The sequence below is a fragment of the Pseudomonas frederiksbergensis genome (assembly GCF_001952935.1).
GTDB lineage: Bacteria > Pseudomonadota > Gammaproteobacteria > Pseudomonadales > Pseudomonadaceae > Aquipseudomonas > Aquipseudomonas frederiksbergensis.
This window is the reverse complement of sequence record NZ_CP018319.1, coordinates 1,237,851-1,256,254: the sequence shown is the minus strand read 5'-3', so window position 1 is coordinate 1,256,254 and position 18,404 is coordinate 1,237,851. Positions and strand designations below refer to the sequence as shown.

Sequence of the window (18,404 nt, the reverse complement as noted above, 5' to 3'; positions counted from 1 at the left end):
GTTCGCAGCGCCCTCAAGCGCTGCCCCGAGCACCAGCCGCTGCCTCGCAGCGGCTTTTGTATTTTCTGAAATAACGAAGTGGAGAGCCGCATGGTTCCCGTAATCGCCCTGGTGGGCCGACCGAACGTCGGCAAGTCCACCTTGTTCAACCGCCTGACCAGGACTCGTGACGCCATCGTCGGCGACTTGTCCGGTCTGACCCGTGATCGCCAATACGGTGAGGCCAAGTGGCAAGGGCGTTCCTACATTCTGGTCGACACCGGCGGTATCTCCGGTGACGAGCACGGTATGGACGAAAAAATGGCCGAGCAGTCGCTGCTGGCCATTGAAGAAGCGGATGTCGTTCTGTTCCTGGTAGATGCCAAGGCCGGTTTCACCGCCGCCGACCAGATGATCGCCGAGCATTTGCGCAAACGTAACAAGCGTTCTTACGTGGTTGCCAACAAGGTCGACAACATCGACCCTGAAATGGCCCGCGCCGAATTCGCCCCGTTGGGCATGGGCCACGCGATCCCGATCGCCGGTGCTCATGGTCGTGGCATCACCCAGATGCTGGAAATCGCCCTCAGCGACTTCCCGAAAGACGATGATGAACTGGAAGAAGGCGAGGAAGAGATCGTTGCCGAAGGCGAGGAAGCCAAGCGCATTCCTGGCCCAAGCGAAAAAGACGGGATCAAGATCGCGATCATCGGCCGTCCTAACGTCGGCAAGTCGACCCTGGTCAACCGTATGCTCGGTGAAGACCGGGTAATCGTCTATGACGAGCCCGGCACCACGCGCGACAGTATCTACATCCCGTTCGAGCGTAACGACGAGAAGTACACGCTGATCGACACCGCCGGCGTGCGCAAGCGCGGCAAGATTCACGAAGAAGTTGAAAAATTCTCCGTGGTGAAAACCCTGCAGGCGATCAAAGACGCCAACGTGGTGATCTTTGTGATGGACGCCCGCGAAGGCGTGGTCGACCACGACCTCAACTTGCTGGGCTTCGCCATTGAGTCGGGTCGTGCGCTGGTGATCGCGATCAACAAGTGGGACGGCATGACCCCGAGCGAGCGCGACTTCGTGAAGGTCGAGCTGCAACGCCGACTGTTCTTCGTTGACTACGCTGACATTCACTTCATCTCGGCCTTGCACGGCACGGGCGTGGGCAATCTCTACGCCTCCGTGCAGAACTCGTTCAAGTCGGCGGTCACCCGCTGGCCAACCAACCGCTTGACCACGATTCTGGAAGATGCTGTCGGTGAGCACGCGCCGCCGATGGTTAACAACCGTCGGATCAAGCTGCGTTATGCCCACTTGGGTGGTGCCAACCCGCCGATCATCGTGATTCACGGTAACCAGATCGAGAAGGTGCCGAAGTCTTACGTGCGCTATCTGGAAAACACTTATCGCCGTGTCTTGAAGCTGGTCGGTACGCCGATCCGCATCGAGTTCAAGGGCGGGGAGAACCCGTACGAAGGCAACAAGAACTCGCTGACCGACCGCCAGGTCAACAAGAAGCGTCGGATGATGTCGCACCACAAGAAAGCCGACAAGAAGCGCCGTGACAAGCGCTGATTCAGGTGGATATTGATCGTTCCCACGCTCTGCGTGGGAATGCCACCATGGACGCTCTGCGTCCACCGCGAATGTGACGCAGAGCGTCACGGGATGCATTCCCACGCGGGAGCGTGGGAACGATCAGATTAGAGAAGGGCGCCAATTGGCGCCCTTTTTTTGTGGGCGTTGTTTGGGCTATTCTCGGGCTCTCCCGCGCCGCCGTTAGAGCCGGGTGTTGAGCAGGGAATCACCGATGATCACCAGTAAGCTGCCGAATGTCGGCATCACTATCTTCACGCAGATGTCTCAGCTCGCGGCGCAAACCGGGGCGCTGAACCTGTCCCAGGGTTTTCCCGACTTCGATGCCCCGCAGGCCCTGTGCGATGCGGTCGGTCGGCATATCGCCAATGGCCACAACCAGTATTCGCCGATGACCGGCCTTCCGGCATTGCGTCAGCAGATTGCGGCAAAGATCGCGCGCAGCTACGGCGTCAATGTGGATGTCGACCATGAAGTGACCGTCACGCCCGGCGCCACCCAGGCGATCTTCTGCGCTATTCAAGCGGTTATCCGCATCGGCGACGAAGTGATTGTGTTCGACCCGGCCTATGACAGTTATGAGCCCTCGGTTGAACTGGCCGGTGGTCGTTGCGTTCATGTGTCGTTGGGCCTGAATGACTTCGCCATCGACTTTCAGAAGCTCGGTGAAGCCATTTCGCCGCGCACGCGGATGATCATCCTCAACACCCCGCATAACCCAAGTGGCGCGCTGATCAATCGTGCAGAGCTGGATCAGCTGGCGGCGTTAATTCGCGATCGCGACATCTATGTCATCAGTGATGAGGTCTACGAACACCTGGTGTTCGATGGCGTGCCCCACGTCAGCGTGTTGAATCACGAAGAGCTGTATCAGCGTGCTTTCGTGGTCAGCTCCTTTGGCAAGACCTATCACGTCACTGGCTGGAAAACCGGCTACGTGGTCGCACCGCCGGCCCTCACAGCGGAGCTGCGCAAGGTTCACCAATACGTCAGTTTCTGCGGTGTAACGCCGCTGCAATATGCTTTGGCCGACTTCATGGCCGAGCACCCGGAACACGTTGAAGAACTGCCGGCGTTCTATCAGGCCAAGCGCGATCTGTTCTGCGATCTGCTGATGCCGTCGCGCTTCAGTTTCACCCGAGTGACCGGTACGTATTTCCAATTGGTCGACTACTCGCAGATCCGCCCGGACCTCAACGATGTCGAGATGGCGTTGTGGATGACCCGCGAACATGGCGTGGCGAGCATCCCGATCTCGGTGTTCTACCAGACCCCACCCGAAGGCCAGCGCCTGGTGCGCCTGTGCTTTGCCAAACGTGAGGAGACCCTGCGTGAAGCAGCGGAAAAACTATGCGTGATCTGAGTGCGCTGCCCAATCTGAACATCGCGCTGATCCAGACCACCCTGGCCTGGCACGATCGTCAGGCCAATCTGGAGCATTTCGAGCCGTTGCTGGAACAGGCTCGCGGCGCTGACCTGATCATCCTGCCGGAGATGTTCACCACCGGTTTCTCGATGGAGTCCGAGACCCTCGCCGAGCCGGAAAACGGTCCCACCAGTAAATGGCTGCGGGTTCAGGCGGCGAAACTGGATGCCGTGATCACCGGCAGCATCATCGTCCAGGTGGCTGACGGCAGTCATCGCAATCGTCTGTTGTGGGCGCGGCCGGACGGCGAGGTGTGGCATTACGACAAGCGGCATCTGTTCCGCATGGCCGGCGAGCACAACCACTTCACCCCGGGCGAGCGTCAGGTGCAGTTCGAACTCAAGGGCTGGCGCGTGCGTCCGCTGATTTGCTACGACCTGCGCTTCCCGGTCTGGAGCCGCGATGCTCAGGACACTGATTTGCTGCTGTACACCGCCAACTGGCCGGGGGCGCGGCGTCAGCACTGGAATCGTTTGCTGCCAGCGCGGGCGATTGAAAACCTTTGCTATGTGGCGGCGGTGAATCGCGTGGGTACTGACGGAAAGGGTTTTGCCTACACCGGTGATAGCCAGGTGCTGGATTTCCAGGGGGAGACTTTGCTCAGTGCAGGCGAGGCGGACGGGGTGTTTCAGGTTGTTCTGAATGCTGCCGATCTTCAAGCTTACCGCACGCGGTTTCCGGCGAATCTGGATGCCGATACCTTCGAGTTCACGTAACCGATCGTTCCCACGCTCTGCGTGGGAATGCCTCAACGGACGCTCTGCGTTCGGCTTCTGATGGGACGCGGAGCGTCCCGGGCTGCATTCCCACGCAGAGCGTGGGAACAATCAACAAAAAAAAACCCCGAGGTTCGCACCCCGGGGCCTTTTGCATTGCAGCGAAGGCTTACGCCGCTTTCGCTTCCGGCTGGCTCAGCGAGCGGTTAAGCGCGCTGAACAAAGCCTTGAAGCTGGCGGTGGTGATGTTTTCATCGATACCGACGCCGTGCACCGCACGTTCACCGTTCACACGCAGCTCGATGTAAGCCGCCGCCTTGGCATTGGTGCCCGAACCGATGGCGTGTTCGTTGTAGTCCATGATTTCAACCGGAATCGGCAGACCGGCCACCAGCGCTTCCAGGGCACCGTTGCCCTTGCCACGCCAGTGCAGGTTGGTTTCGCCCTGACCTTTGCCCGAGACTTCCACTTCCACGGCGCTGTGACCGTTTTCTTCCTGCAAGCGATGGCTGACCAGCGCGTACGGGGTGTTGGCCTGCAAGTACTCGCTGTGCAGCAGGGCATGGATCTGCTGAGCCGTCATCTCGAGGCCCAGGCGATCGGTTTCACGCTGCACCACTTGGCTGAACTCGATCTGCATGCGACGCGGCAAGCTGATGCCGTATTCCTGTTCCAGCAGATAGGCGATACCGCCCTTGCCCGACTGGCTGTTGACGCGGATCACCGCCTCGTAGCTGCGGCCGATGTCGGCCGGGTCGATCGGCAAGTACGGCACTTCCCACAGGGCGTCTGGTTTTTGCTGGGCGAAGCCCTTGCGGATGGCGTCCTGGTGGGAGCCGGAGAACGCGGTGTGCACCAGGTCGCCGACGTACGGGTGACGTGGGTGCACCTGAATCTGGTTGCATTCTTCGACGACTTTGCGCACGCCGTCGATGTCGGAGAAGTCCAGCTCAGGGTGAATGCCTTGGGTGTAGAGGTTCAGCGCCACAGTGACCAAGTCGACGTTACCGGTACGCTCGCCGTTGCCGAACAGGCAGCCTTCGACACGGTCGGCGCCGGCCATCAGGCCCAGTTCGGTAGCCGCAACGCCAGTGCCACGGTCGTTGTGGGTGTGCAGGCTGATGATCACGCTGTCACGACGGTTGATGTGACGGCCGAACCATTCGATCTGGTCGGCATAGATGTTCGGGGTCGCGCATTCGACAGTGGCAGGCAGGTTGAGAATCACCTTGTGCTCAGGCGTCGGGTTCCAGACTTCGATGACGGCGTCGCAGACTTCCTTGGCGAACTCGAGCTCGGTGGCGCTGAAGGTTTCTGGCGAGTATTCGAAGGTCCACTCGGTGTTTGGCTGCTGGGCGGCATATTTGACGAACAGCTTGGCCGCGTTCACGGCGATGGCCTTGACCCCTTCCTTGTCCTGGTTGAAGACGATGCGACGGAAGGACGGGGAGGTGGCGTTGTACAAATGAACGATGGCTTTCTTCGCCCCGCGCAGGGATTCGAAAGTGCGCTCGATCAAATCTTCACGGCCCTGGGTCAGCACCTGAATGGTGGTGTCGTCCGGGATGTGGTTGCCTTCGATCAGGGTGCGCACGAAGTCGAAGTCGGTTTGCGAAGCCGCCGGGAACGACGCTTCGATTTCTTTAACGCCGACCGACACCAGGGTTTTCCAGAAACGCAGCTTCTTGACCGCGTCCATTGGCTCGATCAGCGACTGGTTACCGTCACGAAGGTCGGAGCTGCACCAGATCGGCGCGGCGGTAATGGTCTTCGATGGCCAGGTGCGGTCCGGGATGTCGATGGTCGGGAACGCGCGGTATTTCGAAGACGGGTCTTTGAGCATGCTCATCGGGAAATCCTTATTGTGTGGGCCGAAAAAAGGCGGCCTGCCGGTGGATCAAATGTTCTGGGGATAAAGCGTAGGACGAGGCACCGCGATTCAGCCTGGCAGTCGTGCACTGACAAGGCACAGGCTGCGGTGCTGGCGAAGCTGAATGAGGGTGTGAGAGGTTTTCATGCCTTCAACCCTAACCGCGAGGGTGAAGGATGGCAAGCGGTCTCAAAAAATTGAGAGGAATCCTCGAAAAGTCGTGGTTATCGAGATTTTATTGCGGTGAATGGCGCTGATTGTTTTTATGTTTGCGCGAGGTTTGAGCGATGCGCAATTGAAGGCTTTCGGTGATGGGGCGTGCCGGCGCGGCTATTCTTAAAGCCTCACCGAGGACTACTGGCAGGCAGGAGTCGACAATGAACGAGTCGGATTGGAAGCTTTAATAGCGCGCTGCGTCCGTTGGCCCATGAGCGGCTGTGCATCCGCATCATGGATGAGGTCGAGCGCTTAGTGCTGGATAAAAGCATCGCGCCATACGAGCGGATTGAAGCCAGTGAGGAAAGGCTGAAGGCGGGTCAACAGGAGCTGTATTGGGCGTTTGGCGTTTTCCGTCACTCACGCAATGAGGCGCCTGCTCACTTGCTGGGGCTGTGTACTCATGAGTTGATCAGCGCTGAAGAGTTGGCGGGCTTCTCGGAGGAGACTCAGGCGTGGATCAAAGAGTGCCTGGCGCACAGGGAGATTCATGGGATTGAGGACCTGGAAGCTGAATAGATGGTGTCTGTTACGCCGCCATCGCGAGCAGGCTCACTCCTACAGTTGATCTATGGTGAACACAAATCCAATGTGGGAGTGAGCCTGCTCCGGGCGGCGTTCCGACGATGAGGCCGGTCGCCTCAACGGCAATTTACGGCTGAAACGCCCCAATAAAAATCGCCGGATCAACCCGCGCATCATTCAAGCTGATATTCCAGTGCATATGCGGCCCGGTCGCGCGCCCGGTGGCGCCCACTTTCCCGACCACTCCACCACGGGCCAATGGTTGGCCAACCTTCACGTCGATTTTCGACATGTGGCAAAACATGCTGATAAACCCCTGCCCATGGTCGACAAACACTGTGTTGCCGTTGAAGAAGTAGTTGCCGATCAGAATCACCTTGCCGGCAGCCGGGGTCTTGATCGGTGTGCCAGCGCCCACGGCGAAATCCAGGCCAGAGTGGGGATTACGTTCTTCTCCGTTGAAGAAACGGCGCACGCCGAACTTGCTCGACAGCGGCCCGTTCACCGGTTTGTCCAACAGCAAATTGCTCGGCGTATTCGGGCTGAACGTGCGGTAGGCAGTTATCTGCTCGGCCAGTTCGCGTTCAATGCGCTTGAGGTTTTCCGGATCCGGGTTGACCTGCTGCTTATTTTTCAACGTGATGTGCTGTTCCGGGTATTTCTTGTAGCCGACCGTGAAGCTCAGATTCCGCCCGCCACTGCTGACCTGCTGCGTGCCCGGTTTAACCGTCAGCGGCACACCGACAATCGCCAGCCAGTTGTTCTGTTCCTTGACCACCAATACCGGTTTGCCTTGGTAGCTGGCTTTCGGCGCCTGGGCAGAGTTGCCGAGATCGACCACGGCCACGCCGCCCGGCACCGGTTTGTTCAACAGGCGGGTGATGTAGCTGTCGGCGTGGGCATTGAAGGTCAGGCACAGCAACAGCAGCGGAGCTAAAAAACGCGGCATGGATCAATCCAGTAAAGAAAGGGTGACGGGCGTCAGGTGATTGTCTTCGACCCGCACTTGCAGTTCGCCTTCGCCTAGTTTGGCTTTCAGGCGCTGGCCGGTGTGGGTTTGCGCGGCATTGCGGATCGCGTTGCCGCGTTCGTCCAGCAAGATGCTGTAGCCACGACCAAGGGTCGCCAACGGGCTGACCACGTGCAGCGTCTGCATCTGGCTTTGCAGTTGCAGGCGACGGGATTTGAGCCCTTCGCGCATTGCACGGGGCAGGCGCTCGGCGAGGCTGTCGAGGCGCTGACGGAGCATCGCCAGTTGCCGTCCCGGATGTTGCCCGGCGAGGCGGGTTTCCAGGCGGATCAACCGTTCGCGACGGGTATTGAGGCTGCGCTCGAACGCGCGGCGCATGCGCATGTCCAGATCGTCCAGGCGCTGCGCTTGCTGGCGCAGACGTTCGCCGGGATGACGCAAACGGCGGGACATGCCTTCCAGGCGCAGTCGATCACGTATCAAGCGGTCGCGGATACGCATTACCAGCCGTCGATGCAGGCTTTCGAGCCGACGGACCAGGTCACTGGAATCCGGCGCGAGCAGTTCGGCGGCGGCGGACGGCGTCGGGGCGCGGACGTCGGCCACGAAGTCGCTGATCGATACGTCGGTTTCATGGCCGACGGCGCTGACAATCGGTGTCACGCAGGCATCCACGGCGCGCGCTACGGCTTCTTCGTTGAAGCACCAAAGGTCTTCCAGCGAACCACCGCCACGGGCCAGGATCAAGGCATCGAAACCGCGGGCGTCCGCCAGTTTCAATGCGCGGACAATCTGCGCAGTGGCTTCGCGGCCCTGCACGGCAGTAGGGATCAACGTCAGTTGGATCTGCGGCGCACGGCGGCGGAATACGCTGATGATGTCGCGAATCACCGCGCCGGTGGGCGAGCTGATGATGCCGATGCGTTGCGGATGCGCCGGCAGCGGCACTTTGCGTTCGGCGCTGAACAGGCCTTCGGCGCTGAGTTTTTCCTTCAATGCGTCAAAGGCCTGACGCAGCGCACCGTCGCCGGCCGGCTCCACGGTATCGAGGATCAACTGGTAATCGCCACGGCCCTCGAACAGCGAAACCTTGCCGCGGACCTTGACCGCCAGGCCATCCTTCAATGCCTGACGCACCCGCGCCGCGTTCTGCCGGAACAGTGCGCAACGCACCTGGGCACCGCTGTCCTTGAGGGTGAAATACACGTGGCCGGACGCCGGACGGGCGAGGTTGGAGATTTCGCCTTCGACCCAGATGTTGCTGAACACGTCTTCGAGCAACACCCGCGCGCGGCCGTTGAGCTGGCTGACAGTCAGGACTTCACGGTCCAGGCCGAGTCTTGCAAAGGGATCTTTAATCATGGGGCGCAGTTTAAAGGCATTCGACAAACAATCTCCATGCTTCACGCACATCCCTTTTGTGGGAGCGGGCTTGCTCGCGAAAACGGTTTAACATTCAACATTAATGTCGACTGTCACGCCGCCTTCGCGAGCAAGCCCGCTCCCACAGGGATTTGTGCAGGTATTGATAAATTGCTGAACCAGTGCCGTGGGATTTTGCCGGCAGGCGAGGGCGACCGTGCTGTGGCAATCGGGATCGGCCAAGGGCAGAAAGTGGATATCCGGCGGCGCGATGTCCTGCATCGATTCCGGTAACAACGCGATGCCGAACCCGGCCTGGATCAATTGCAGTTGCGTGGTTTTGCGCGACACCACCCGAGCCGCCTGGGGAAAGAACCCTTGGCGCATGCACAACTCGGCGGAAAGATAGCTCAGGCCACCACGCTGTGGATGAGGGATGGAAATAAACGCTTCATTCTTCAACTGCGCCAGATCGATGCCAGGCGCGGACTTATCCACAGCCAGCCGATGATTCGGAGGCACTGCCAGCAACAAACGCTCGCGGTACAGCGGAACAATCTGCACCCCTTCACGCTGACGCAGCACCGGCAGGCGCAACAGTCCCACATCGAGACGACCTTCTGCCAATTCTTCCAGTTGCGCCTCGGAGGACAGCTTGACGATGTCCATGGACACACCGGCGTGCCGATCCAGATAGTCGCTGATGCCTCGCAACAGCCGACCACTCATAGGCACAGTGCTGGAGTGACCCAGGCGCAACACGCCGAGTTGACCGCTGCCCACCTGAGTGGCCATCTCGCTGGCCTTGGTCAGTTCGTTCAGCAGGTTTCTCGCCCGAGGCAAAAAGGCTTCACCCGCTGCCGTCAGTCGAGGCTGGCGCGCGGTGCGTTCGAACAGCGGCGTTTGCAGCCGGGTTTCCATGTCCTTTATCTGCCGGCTCAAGGCGGATTGCGCAATAAACAGTCGTTCGGCTGCAGCGCTGAAGCTGCCGCTTTCGGCGATTTCCACGAAGTAACGCAATTGGCGGGTTGAAAGCACCAGGTATGCCTTTTCGAGATGGGTGGTCGACGTTGAAGATATTAGTCGCAACGCTCGGTGCTGGCTAAAGTCATCGCAGGAATAAAAGGAAGCCGTATCGATGAATGTGCTGGAGTTGTTAAACCAATGGCCGTGGGGTGCGGTGGATTGGCTGGTGATTGGATTGGGCGTTGCCTTGGCCTACATCGTATTCGGCATCGCTGGTTTTGGTACCGCGCTAGTGGCCGGGCCAATTCTGATCCTGTTCATGCCGCTGTCGAAGATCGTGCCGCTGTTGGTGCTGCTGGATTTTGTCGCGGCGTTCGGCAATCTGTTGCCTTCGCGACGTAATGTGGCGAAGCCTGAGTTGCTGCGACTTCTGCCGTGCATGGCGGTGGGCTGTACGTTGGGGGTTATTTTTCTGTTGAACCTGAAGTCCGATGTTTTGCTGCTGTTAATGGGGCTGTTTATCAGCGCTTATGCGATTTACAGCCTGTGGATTAAAACCCGTCCGGCGCGATTGTCCGCCGCTTGGGCCGTGCCGATGGGCACGGTGGGCGGGATGTTCGGGGCATTGTTTGGCAGTGGCGGCTTTTTATATGCGATCTATTTGAACAGCCGCCTGCCCAAAGAGTCGGCCCGGGCGACCCAGAGTGCGCTGATCAGTTGCAGCACGGTGGTGCGTTTGAGCCTGTTTGCCGTCGCCGGTGTGTACGCCGAGCTACCCTTGTTGGTATTGGCGCTGTGTTTATTGCCGGCCATGGCATTAGGGCTGTGGATCGGCCGGCGGTTGACCATGAGGTTGTCCCGCGAGGCGTTTGTGCGGCTGGTGACCTGGTTGGTGCTGGCCAGCGGAATTGCATTGATTGGGCGGTATTTGAGTACTTGACCTGAGAGTGTCAGGGATTAAGCTGCCGCCCGAAAATCCTGTAGGAGTGAGCCTGCTCGCGATAGCGGTTTACCAGTCGACAACATTATTGAATGTTAAACCGCTATCGTCGGAACGCCGCCCGGAGCCGGCTCGCTCCCACAAGGGTGAATATTCAGTATTTGCAGAGTCTGCACCCATGAATTCGCAAAGCATCATCGTCCCGAAAATCTCCACACTGCCGGTGCACGAACCCCGGGCCCGGGCAGTCGTGCGTTGGCTGGTGCGCAAGAACATCGTCAAAGAAGAACTGACCACCTGTGGCCGCACGGGCAACCGCATGGCTCATGCCATCGCCGACGGTGCCCGCGCTGTCGTGCTGCACCCTGAAGCGCTGCCATTCGGCGAGCCGATCAATGGCCTGGAAATCATCACCAAGCGCTGCATCTATACGCCGGCCAAGGGTTTCCTTGAAGAGGCGGGTTGCGCCGAGTGCCGCAAGGAAGTCGGCGAAGCGCTGTTCGAAAGCCTGGAAGACTGGATGCCGGGGCGCACCGATAACTTCACTTGCCCGGAATGCGGGCATGAAGATGACATCAACGGCTTTCTTTTCCTGCAGGAATGCGGCTTTTCCAACCTGGGCTTTATCTTCAACAACTGGGCCGAGGCCGGGTTCAAACAGAGCTTCATCGACGAATTTGCCGATTGGCTCGATCAACCTGTCAGTTGGGTGAAAGTCGAGCTGTAGGCGACGACAATCCCCGTATATCAGTAATGCTAATAATAGACAGAGTTTTACATTGAACCCGAGGGGGTGTCTGACTATAATGGCGCGCTTCCATTTTCCCGCTCGGGAGCCCCCGCGATGCTGCGTATCAGCCAAGAAGCTCTGACATTCGACGACATTCTCCTAGTGCCTGGTTATTCCGAGGTGCTTCCTAACGAAGTCAGTCTCAAGACCCGCCTAACCCGTGGCATCGAGCTGAATATTCCTCTGGTTTCTGCCGCCATGGACACCGTTACTGAAGCCCGTCTGGCAATTGCCATGGCTCAGGAAGGTGGCATCGGCATTATTCACAAGAACATGACCATCGAGCAGCAAGCTGCCGAAGTGCGCAAGGTCAAGCGTTATGAAGCCGGCGTGGTCAAGGACCCGATCACCATCGAGGCTGACGCCACGGTTCGTGAACTGTTCGAACTGACCCGCCTGCACAACATCTCCGGCGTTCCGGTGCTGCACGATGGCGACCTGGTCGGCATCGTCACTTCCCGTGACGTACGTTTCGAAAACCGTCTGGACGCCAGCGTCCGTGAAGTGATGACGCCTAAAGAGCGTCTGGTCACGGTCAAGGAAGGCGCCGACAAGAACGACGTCCGCGAGTTGTTGCACAAACACCGCATCGAACGCGTGCTGATCGTCGACGACAAATTTGCCCTCAAAGGCATGATGACCGTCAACGACATCGAAAAAGCCAAGGCATACCCGCTGGCCAGCAAGGACGATCAAGGTCGCCTGCGTGTTGGCGCTGCTGTCGGTACCGGTAAAGACACCGGTGATCGCGTAGCTGCCCTGGTCAATGCCGGCGTTGACGTGGTGGTGGTCGACACCGCTCACGGTCACTCCAAAGGCGTGATCGACCGCGTTCGCTGGGTTAAGCAGAACTTCCCTGAAGTGCAGGTCATCGGCGGCAACATCGCCACCGGCGCAGCAGCCAAGGCCCTGGCCGAAGCAGGCGCCGATGCAGTCAAGGTCGGTATCGGCCCTGGCTCGATCTGCACCACCCGTATCGTCGCCGGTGTCGGCGTCCCGCAAATCAGTGCCATCGCCAACGTCGCCGCTGCCCTCGAAGGCACTGGCGTTCCGTTGATCGCCGACGGCGGCATCCGTTTCTCCGGTGACCTGTCCAAGGCCATCGTGGCCGGTGCTTCCTGCGTGATGATGGGCTCGATGTTCGCCGGTACTGAAGAAGCGCCAGGCGAGATCGAACTGTTCCAGGGTCGTTCGTACAAGGCTTACCGCGGCATGGGTTCGCTGGGCGCCATGTCCCAGGCTCAAGGCTCCTCCGATCGCTACTTCCAGGACTCCTCGGCAGGCGCCGAGAAACTGGTTCCGGAAGGTATCGAAGGACGTGTTCCGTACAAGGGCACCCTGAGCGCCATCATCCATCAACTGATGGGCGGCCTGCGTTCCTCGATGGGCTACACCGGCAGCGCCGACATCGAAGAAATGCGCACCAAGCCTGAGTTCGTGCGGATCACCGGTGCTGGCATGGCCGAGTCCCACGTTCACGACGTACAGATCACCAAAGAAGCGCCAAACTACCGCGTAGGTTGAGGCTTCAAGCAAATCGTTAAGCAACCGGGGCTGTTCTATTCAGCCCCGAGTTGTTTCTGAATCACGACTGTTTCTGAATTATCTAGACGAGACTGAATCATGGCCCTCGACATTCACGCTCACCGCATCCTGATCCTCGACTTCGGTTCCCAGTACACCCAGCTGATTGCCCGCCGCGTGCGTGAAATCGGCGTGTACTGCGAACTGCATCCGTTCGACATGGACGACGAAGCGATTCGCGAATTCGCTCCAAAAGGCGTCATTCTCGCTGGCGGCCCCGAGTCCGTGCACGTAGCCGACAGCCCGCGCTGCCCGCAAGCGGTGTTTGACCTGGGCGTACCGGTCTTCGGTATCTGCTACGGCATGCAAACCATGGCTGAACAGCTGGGTGGCAAGGTCGAAGGTTCCGAGCTGCGTGAGTTCGGTTACGCCCGTGTCGACGTGGTCGGCAAGAGCCGTCTGCTCGACGGCATCGAAGACCACATCGACGCCGACGGCCTGTTCGGCCTTGACGTCTGGATGAGTCACGGTGACAAGGTCACCAAGATGCCGCAGGACTTCCACATCCTGGCCAGCACCCCAAGCTGCCCGATCGCCGGCATGTTCGACGATGCTCGCGGCTACTACGGCGTGCAGTTCCACCCGGAAGTGACCCACACCAAGCAGGGCGGTCGCATCCTCTCGCGCTTTATCCTCGACATCTGCGGCTGCGAAGCGTTGTGGACGCCTTCGAAGATTGCTGAAGACGCCATCGCCAACATTCGCGCCCAGGTCGGTACCGACAACGTCCTGCTCGGCCTGTCCGGCGGTGTGGACTCCTCGGTGGTTGCCGCGCTGCTGCACAAAGCCATCGGCGACCAGCTGACCTGCGTCTTCGTCGACAACGGCCTGCTGCGTCTGCACGAAGGCGAGCAAGTGATGGCCATGTTCGCCGAGAACATGGGCGTCAAGGTGATCCGCGCCAATGCCGAAGATCAATTCCTCGACAACCTGGCCGGCGAGTCCGACCCGGAGAAGAAGCGCAAGATCATCGGCCGTACCTTCATCGACGTCTTCGATGCCCAGTCCAACAAACTGGACAACATCAAGTACCTCGCCCAAGGCACCATCTACCCGGACGTGATCGAGTCGGCTGGCGCGAAAAGCGGCAAGGCGCACGTGATCAAGTCGCACCACAACGTGGGTGGCCTGCCGGAAGAAATGAACCTCAAGCTGGTTGAACCCCTGCGCGAGCTGTTCAAGGACGAAGTCCGTCGTCTGGGCCTGGAACTGGGCCTGCCGTACGACATGGTCTACCGTCACCCGTTCCCGGGCCCGGGCCTGGGCGTGCGGATCCTCGGTGAAGTGAAGAAGGAATACGCCGACCTGCTGCGTCGCGCCGACCACATCTTCATCGAAGAACTGCGCAAGGCCGACTGGTACCACAAGGTCAGCCAGGCATTCGTGGTGTTCCAGCCAGTGAAATCGGTTGGCGTGGTCGGCGATGGCCGTCGTTACGCTTGGGTAGTTGCCCTGCGTGCAGTTGAAACCATCGACTTCATGACCGCACGTTGGGCACACCTGCCTTACGAACTGCTGGAAACCGTTTCCGGCCGGATCATCAATGAAATCGAAGGCATCTCCCGCGTCACGTATGACGTGTCGAGCAAGCCGCCGGCGACGATTGAGTGGGAGTAAGGGTGACTCGCAACTATCTGTTTTATAAGTAAAAAATCAGAGAATTTGCGATTTTTCCACGTCGTCAATGGTATAAGTGATATTCAGTTGGGTAGGTGACATCGCCAGACCCTTACGGGCTTTACCATCAGCCTCAAACAACAAAACCCGCATTGGCGGGTTTTGTTGTTTCAGACGAAGACGTTAATCAGAAGTCGTAACGCACGTTCGCAGTGAAGGTGTCGGCGTCGAAACCACTGCTGGTCAGGTAGTTGTACGTCCCTCCAACGCTCCACGCGCCCACGCGGTAGTTCGCGCCCAGTCCCAGCTCGTAGCTGTTGCGCGCCGGTGTCGCGCCTGTGGTGGTGAACGGGGTACCGCCGAGCACGAAGGTGGAGGTGGTACCGGCCTTGTCGCCGATGAAATCGTGCCAGGCCATCAGCTTGGCTTCCGGTTCCAGGCTGCCCATACCTACGTCAAAAGCGGCCGCCAGGCGAGCGCCCAGACCCATTTCGCCGATTTCATAACGCTGGCTGCCGACGTTGAGGGCGGCTGAGCTACCTTTTTCACGGTACGAATCAATCGATACGTTGGCATAGCGCGCACCGACCTGTGGTTCCAGCAGCCACTGCTTGTCTAGCTGGAAAGTGTAGCCTGCCAGTGCGTTGACGCCGAAGATCTCACTGTCGTAGTCGGCCTTGGCGCGGGTACCGGCGATGTAGCGTTTGGACTCGTTGTCGTTCCAGCCATACATCAGCGAGGTGTTGACAAAGAAGTTGTCACGGGCCCAGTTGCCGTACAAGGTCAGTGCATGGCCGCTGACGTCGGTTTTGTTGCCCAGGTCGGATTTGACGTCGCTGGTCAGGTAGCTGTAAGCCAGGCCCACGGTGGTATCGGCGTTGAGCTTGCCGTCGGCACCCACGGCGATGCCGTTAGTGTTGGCGTCGTAGCCGTCGATACCGTGGCGGCTGTCCTGGTTGGCATCGCTGGACAGCGCTTGCAGCCATACGCCTTGTTCTGCCAGGACGTCACCGGAGGACAGACCGCTACGCGCTTTGCTGGCGCGGCGGTTGATGGCACTTGCGACCAGGTTCTGGCTGCTGGTGGCGGCGTTGATCGCCCCACGGCTGACGTCCGGGGTCAGGGTTTCGGCAAGTTTGGCCAGATCTTCACTGGTGGCGGCGTTGGCGAAACGCTGGAATACCGGGTCGCTTTCGTCCATCTGGCCCAGGACCGTATTCTTGAACGGCTTGATGGCGTTCACCGCGTTGCGCGAACCACGGGCACCCAGCAGGTCTTGCGTGATCACCTCATCACTGCGGGTGGCAACCAGTGCTTTCACGTCCTGGCCTTCGATGCCGAAGTTCCTCACCTCAAGCAGCGCCGAGGAGGAAACCACGGACAGGTTCTGCGGGTCTTCCCAGGTGCCAGAGTTGATGAGGGTGTAGCGGGTGCCCTGGGCCGACGTGCGGAAGTCGTCGGAGCGAGCCTGCAGTTCGATCTGGCTGCCTGGAGAGAAAAAGGTATTGCCGGTGACTTTCAGGATCGGCGTGTTGGGCAGTGTGTTGTTATCCAGCAGCAGGCGCAGGCGCGCAGTGTCGCTGTCCATGTCGAGGTCGCCCACAATCGTGGTCTGCGGGCGAAGCAGAGTCAGGCGGCCACCGTCGATATCGACGAAACCGGCGCGGATGGTCGAGCCATCGAACATCGCGTCCCCTTGCACCAGCACACCACTCAGGCCCAGCAGGTCACCCTTGACCTGACCACCTTGCCAGTAGAAATATGAAGGGGAGGCATTGTCGTCCGCCAGAATCGCTGCGGTGCCGCCTTCGATCAGGCCCCCTGTCTGCCTGATGGTGAGGGTGTCGAAACCGCCGGAGGTGTCGAGACTGCGAAAGTGGATACCGACACCGTCGGCGGAGATAGTCCCGCTGGTGTTGATATCACTCTTGAAGGGAGCGCCTGTCATCTGACCGGTAAAGCGAGCGTTCTCGATCTCGATACCTGCAGAGTCGATGCCACGAGCGATGATAGTGCCCGAGTTATTGATGTGCGCCTGGGTCGAGGTGATCATCATGCCATTGGCATCTTCGCCAGTCACAGTGATGTTGCCGATGTTGTTCACTTCACCAGCGATATTCGCCAGATACAGGTCCAGCCCCATGGCGCCGTTGCCGCTCACCGTAATGTCGCCATGATTTACCAGATCGCCAGCGACGGTGGAATTGAGGGTCATGGAGATGCCGGCCGGGATGTCGCTGGGGTTCGCAGCCGTCAGGTTGATTTTGCCCTGGTTGACCAGATTGCCCGCCAGGGTCACATCGATCAGCTCTACACCTGCGTTTTGCGACGTCCCGGTGAAGGTGGCGTTATTGAAAACATCACCGGAGCTGCTGTATGCCCCTGTGCTCAGGTCGTGGTTGAGGTCGGGTGCGGGGGCGGCATGGACCGTGGCAGTGGTAGCCGCGACGGAAAGCGCCAACAGCGAGCGGCGCAGGTGTGAAGTGTTCAAGGCAGTATCCTTACAGGGCAGAAACTGACAGGAAACAACCTACGCGTCAGCGTCTGTTTTAGGCATCCCTGCCAGCTTGTCAGTGAAGTGCTGATTCAAGCGCGCCCAAATTTACACGATGCCTGTAGGACAATTCATCATTAAAAGAACCAATGACGAAAAAAAGCTAAAAAATGCGACGCTACAGTTGTTTTTTGAGGCTTTTCGGGATTATTCAGCAATAATCGGAACTTTAGGGTCGCCGTTGCGGTCACGCCCCGGTCAGGCACTAGAGGGATAGTATTCGGATGTTTTTAAACGGACCTCCCACCCTAAATCTCAGGATTCTAATGTGCCAACGGTGTATTAACCCATCGGCTCCATATCGCTTCCCACCCCCTATCATGGCTCACTCCTAGTACATGGACGCTTTGGGAGAGAGGCGAGCCAAGCTCCTGTTGGTACCTGTCAGCTAAACTACCTGGGATAATCGGGTCTGCTTCTCCGATGAGATGACGCTGGGGTACTAAGGCGAGTCGATTACGATAGTCCAGCGGATCCAGTGAGCCGTCGAGTGGCGACAGTCCTTTCATCGTCGCCCACAGGCGGGGACTGAGATTGCCAGCAAGGGTTTGCACCTGGGTAACATCATTGCGCTGCGCTGCTAACAATAATGCGAGAGCGGCTCCACCTGAATACCCCACCAGTTCGAACTCCCTATTGCCGTATCGCTGTTTTAATTGGTCCAGCGCCTGGCTGAGGCGGGTGACCACTTCCTGAGAAAATCGTCGATTGGTCCAGAGTGCTGTTTGACAGGCTGCGGCCATGACGAACTGGCAGGGGCGTGCCAGGTACGCATTCGGTGTCGGATCATTGACCGCCAGTCGTGGCACTAACAGATTGTGCGGGCTCGGATCCAGGTTGGGTTGAGTGGCCGTCGCCCAGGAATGGCCATCGCCTTCCAGGTAGACACGCAGGCGAGTCATCTTTTCTGCAGTTTGCGGCGCAAGTAACACGAGGGGAAAGGCGTGTCCCGGCAGAACCTCCAATTGTCGGCCGTGCTCTTCAGCCAGTTGTTGCAGTGCCTCGCGCGGCGATTGGCAGGCGATGAGAAGCGCGCTGACCATCACCATCCAGGCTTTATAGAAGCCGGACAATGTCCGACAAAAAGGAAAGTATCTACTCATCATATGTCATAACACACCTTGGCAATGGAGGCCTCGGCGGGTTGTTTATCAGTCATGATATTTTCCATGGATTTGGATGATTTTGTTTATCTTGAGGCTATTATTTAAAGGGTGAAATTGTCTAGTTGATAACCCGCGCTAGCCTTGATGGCTTGATCGCAGGTAACTGAAAAGGCCGTGTGAA

The 18,404-nt window shown here is 58.9% G+C and carries 14 protein-coding genes; 8 read left to right on the top strand and 6 right to left on the bottom strand.

Going from position 1 to position 18,404, the window contains the following annotated elements; translation table 11 throughout:
- Positions 1–90: 90 nt before the first annotated feature.
- The 3 genes from der (at position 91) to PFAS1_RS06000 (ending at position 3,723) form a co-directional block, all read left to right on the top strand.
- A complete protein-coding gene (gene der / locus PFAS1_RS06010; protein ID WP_046046039.1) occupies positions 91–1,560 on the top strand; it encodes a ribosome biogenesis GTPase Der in 1,470 nt (489 codons plus the stop codon).
- 235 nt (positions 1,561–1,795) lie between these two features.
- Complete coding sequence (locus PFAS1_RS06005; RefSeq protein WP_076028531.1) at positions 1,796–2,944, top strand: pyridoxal phosphate-dependent aminotransferase; 1,149 nt, start codon at positions 1,796–1,798, stop codon at positions 2,942–2,944.
- Positions 2,932–3,723 (top strand): amidohydrolase, encoded by a 792-nt coding sequence (locus PFAS1_RS06000; protein ID WP_076028530.1) that lies wholly within the window; start codon positions 2,932–2,934, stop codon positions 3,721–3,723. The genes PFAS1_RS06005 and PFAS1_RS06000 overlap by 13 nt, the downstream gene beginning before the upstream one ends.
- 169 nt (positions 3,724–3,892) lie before the next feature.
- On the opposite strand, the gene leuA is transcribed toward PFAS1_RS06000, so the two are convergent.
- A complete protein-coding gene (gene leuA, locus PFAS1_RS05995) occupies positions 3,893–5,572 on the bottom strand; it encodes a 2-isopropylmalate synthase (RefSeq protein ID WP_008147766.1) in 1,680 nt (559 codons plus the stop codon).
- 471 nt (positions 5,573–6,043) lie between these two features.
- Between leuA and PFAS1_RS05985 the strand changes: the two genes are divergently transcribed.
- The gene (locus PFAS1_RS05985; protein WP_232252210.1) at positions 6,044–6,328 is read left to right on the top strand and encodes a hypothetical protein; all 285 of its coding nucleotides are present in this window, start codon (positions 6,044–6,046) and stop codon (positions 6,326–6,328) included.
- A gap of 133 nt (positions 6,329–6,461) precedes the next feature.
- Here PFAS1_RS05985 and PFAS1_RS05980 read toward each other — a convergent pair whose 3' ends face one another.
- From PFAS1_RS05980 to PFAS1_RS05970, 3 genes are all read right to left on the bottom strand, one after another.
- A complete protein-coding gene (locus tag PFAS1_RS05980; RefSeq protein WP_076028529.1) occupies positions 6,462–7,283 on the bottom strand; it encodes a peptidoglycan DD-metalloendopeptidase family protein in 822 nt (273 codons plus the stop codon).
- Positions 7,284–7,286: 3 nt separating this feature from the next.
- The gene (gene xseA, locus PFAS1_RS05975; RefSeq protein WP_076028528.1) at positions 7,287–8,666 is read right to left on the bottom strand and encodes an exodeoxyribonuclease VII large subunit; all 1,380 of its coding nucleotides are present in this window, start codon (positions 8,664–8,666) and stop codon (positions 7,287–7,289) included.
- A gap of 87 nt (positions 8,667–8,753) precedes the next feature.
- Positions 8,754–9,704 (bottom strand): LysR family transcriptional regulator, encoded by a 951-nt coding sequence (locus PFAS1_RS05970; RefSeq protein WP_076028527.1) that lies wholly within the window; start codon positions 9,702–9,704, stop codon positions 8,754–8,756.
- Positions 9,705–9,804: 100 nt separating this feature from the next.
- Between PFAS1_RS05970 and PFAS1_RS05965 the strand changes: the two genes are divergently transcribed.
- The 4 genes from PFAS1_RS05965 to guaA all read left to right on the top strand — a co-directional run bounded on the left by PFAS1_RS05965 (position 9,805) and on the right by guaA (position 14,563).
- A complete protein-coding gene (locus PFAS1_RS05965) occupies positions 9,805–10,572 on the top strand; it encodes a sulfite exporter TauE/SafE family protein (RefSeq protein ID WP_076028526.1) in 768 nt (255 codons plus the stop codon).
- Positions 10,573–10,750: 178 nt separating this feature from the next.
- Complete coding sequence (locus PFAS1_RS05960; protein WP_074873962.1) at positions 10,751–11,299, top strand: sugar ABC transporter ATPase; 549 nt, start codon at positions 10,751–10,753, stop codon at positions 11,297–11,299.
- Between the two features lie 117 nt (positions 11,300–11,416).
- The gene (gene guaB, locus PFAS1_RS05955; RefSeq protein ID WP_076028525.1) at positions 11,417–12,886 is read left to right on the top strand and encodes an IMP dehydrogenase; all 1,470 of its coding nucleotides are present in this window, start codon (positions 11,417–11,419) and stop codon (positions 12,884–12,886) included.
- A 99-nt stretch (positions 12,887–12,985) separates the two neighbouring features.
- The gene (guaA, locus tag PFAS1_RS05950) at positions 12,986–14,563 is read left to right on the top strand and encodes a glutamine-hydrolyzing GMP synthase (RefSeq protein ID WP_074873964.1); all 1,578 of its coding nucleotides are present in this window, start codon (positions 12,986–12,988) and stop codon (positions 14,561–14,563) included.
- Between the two features lie 187 nt (positions 14,564–14,750).
- On the opposite strand, the gene PFAS1_RS05945 is transcribed toward guaA, so the two are convergent.
- Together PFAS1_RS05945 and PFAS1_RS05940 are read right to left on the bottom strand one after the other, a co-directional pair.
- Positions 14,751–17,054: an autotransporter family protein gene (locus PFAS1_RS05945; protein ID WP_076028524.1), complete on the bottom strand. Its 2,304-nt coding sequence runs from the start codon at positions 17,052–17,054 to the stop codon at positions 14,751–14,753.
- A 326-nt stretch (positions 17,055–17,380) separates the two neighbouring features.
- Positions 17,381–18,220, bottom strand: coding sequence for an alpha/beta hydrolase (locus tag PFAS1_RS05940; protein WP_076031499.1), 840 nt, complete (start codon positions 18,218–18,220; stop codon positions 17,381–17,383).
- Positions 18,221–18,404 lie beyond the last annotated feature (184 nt).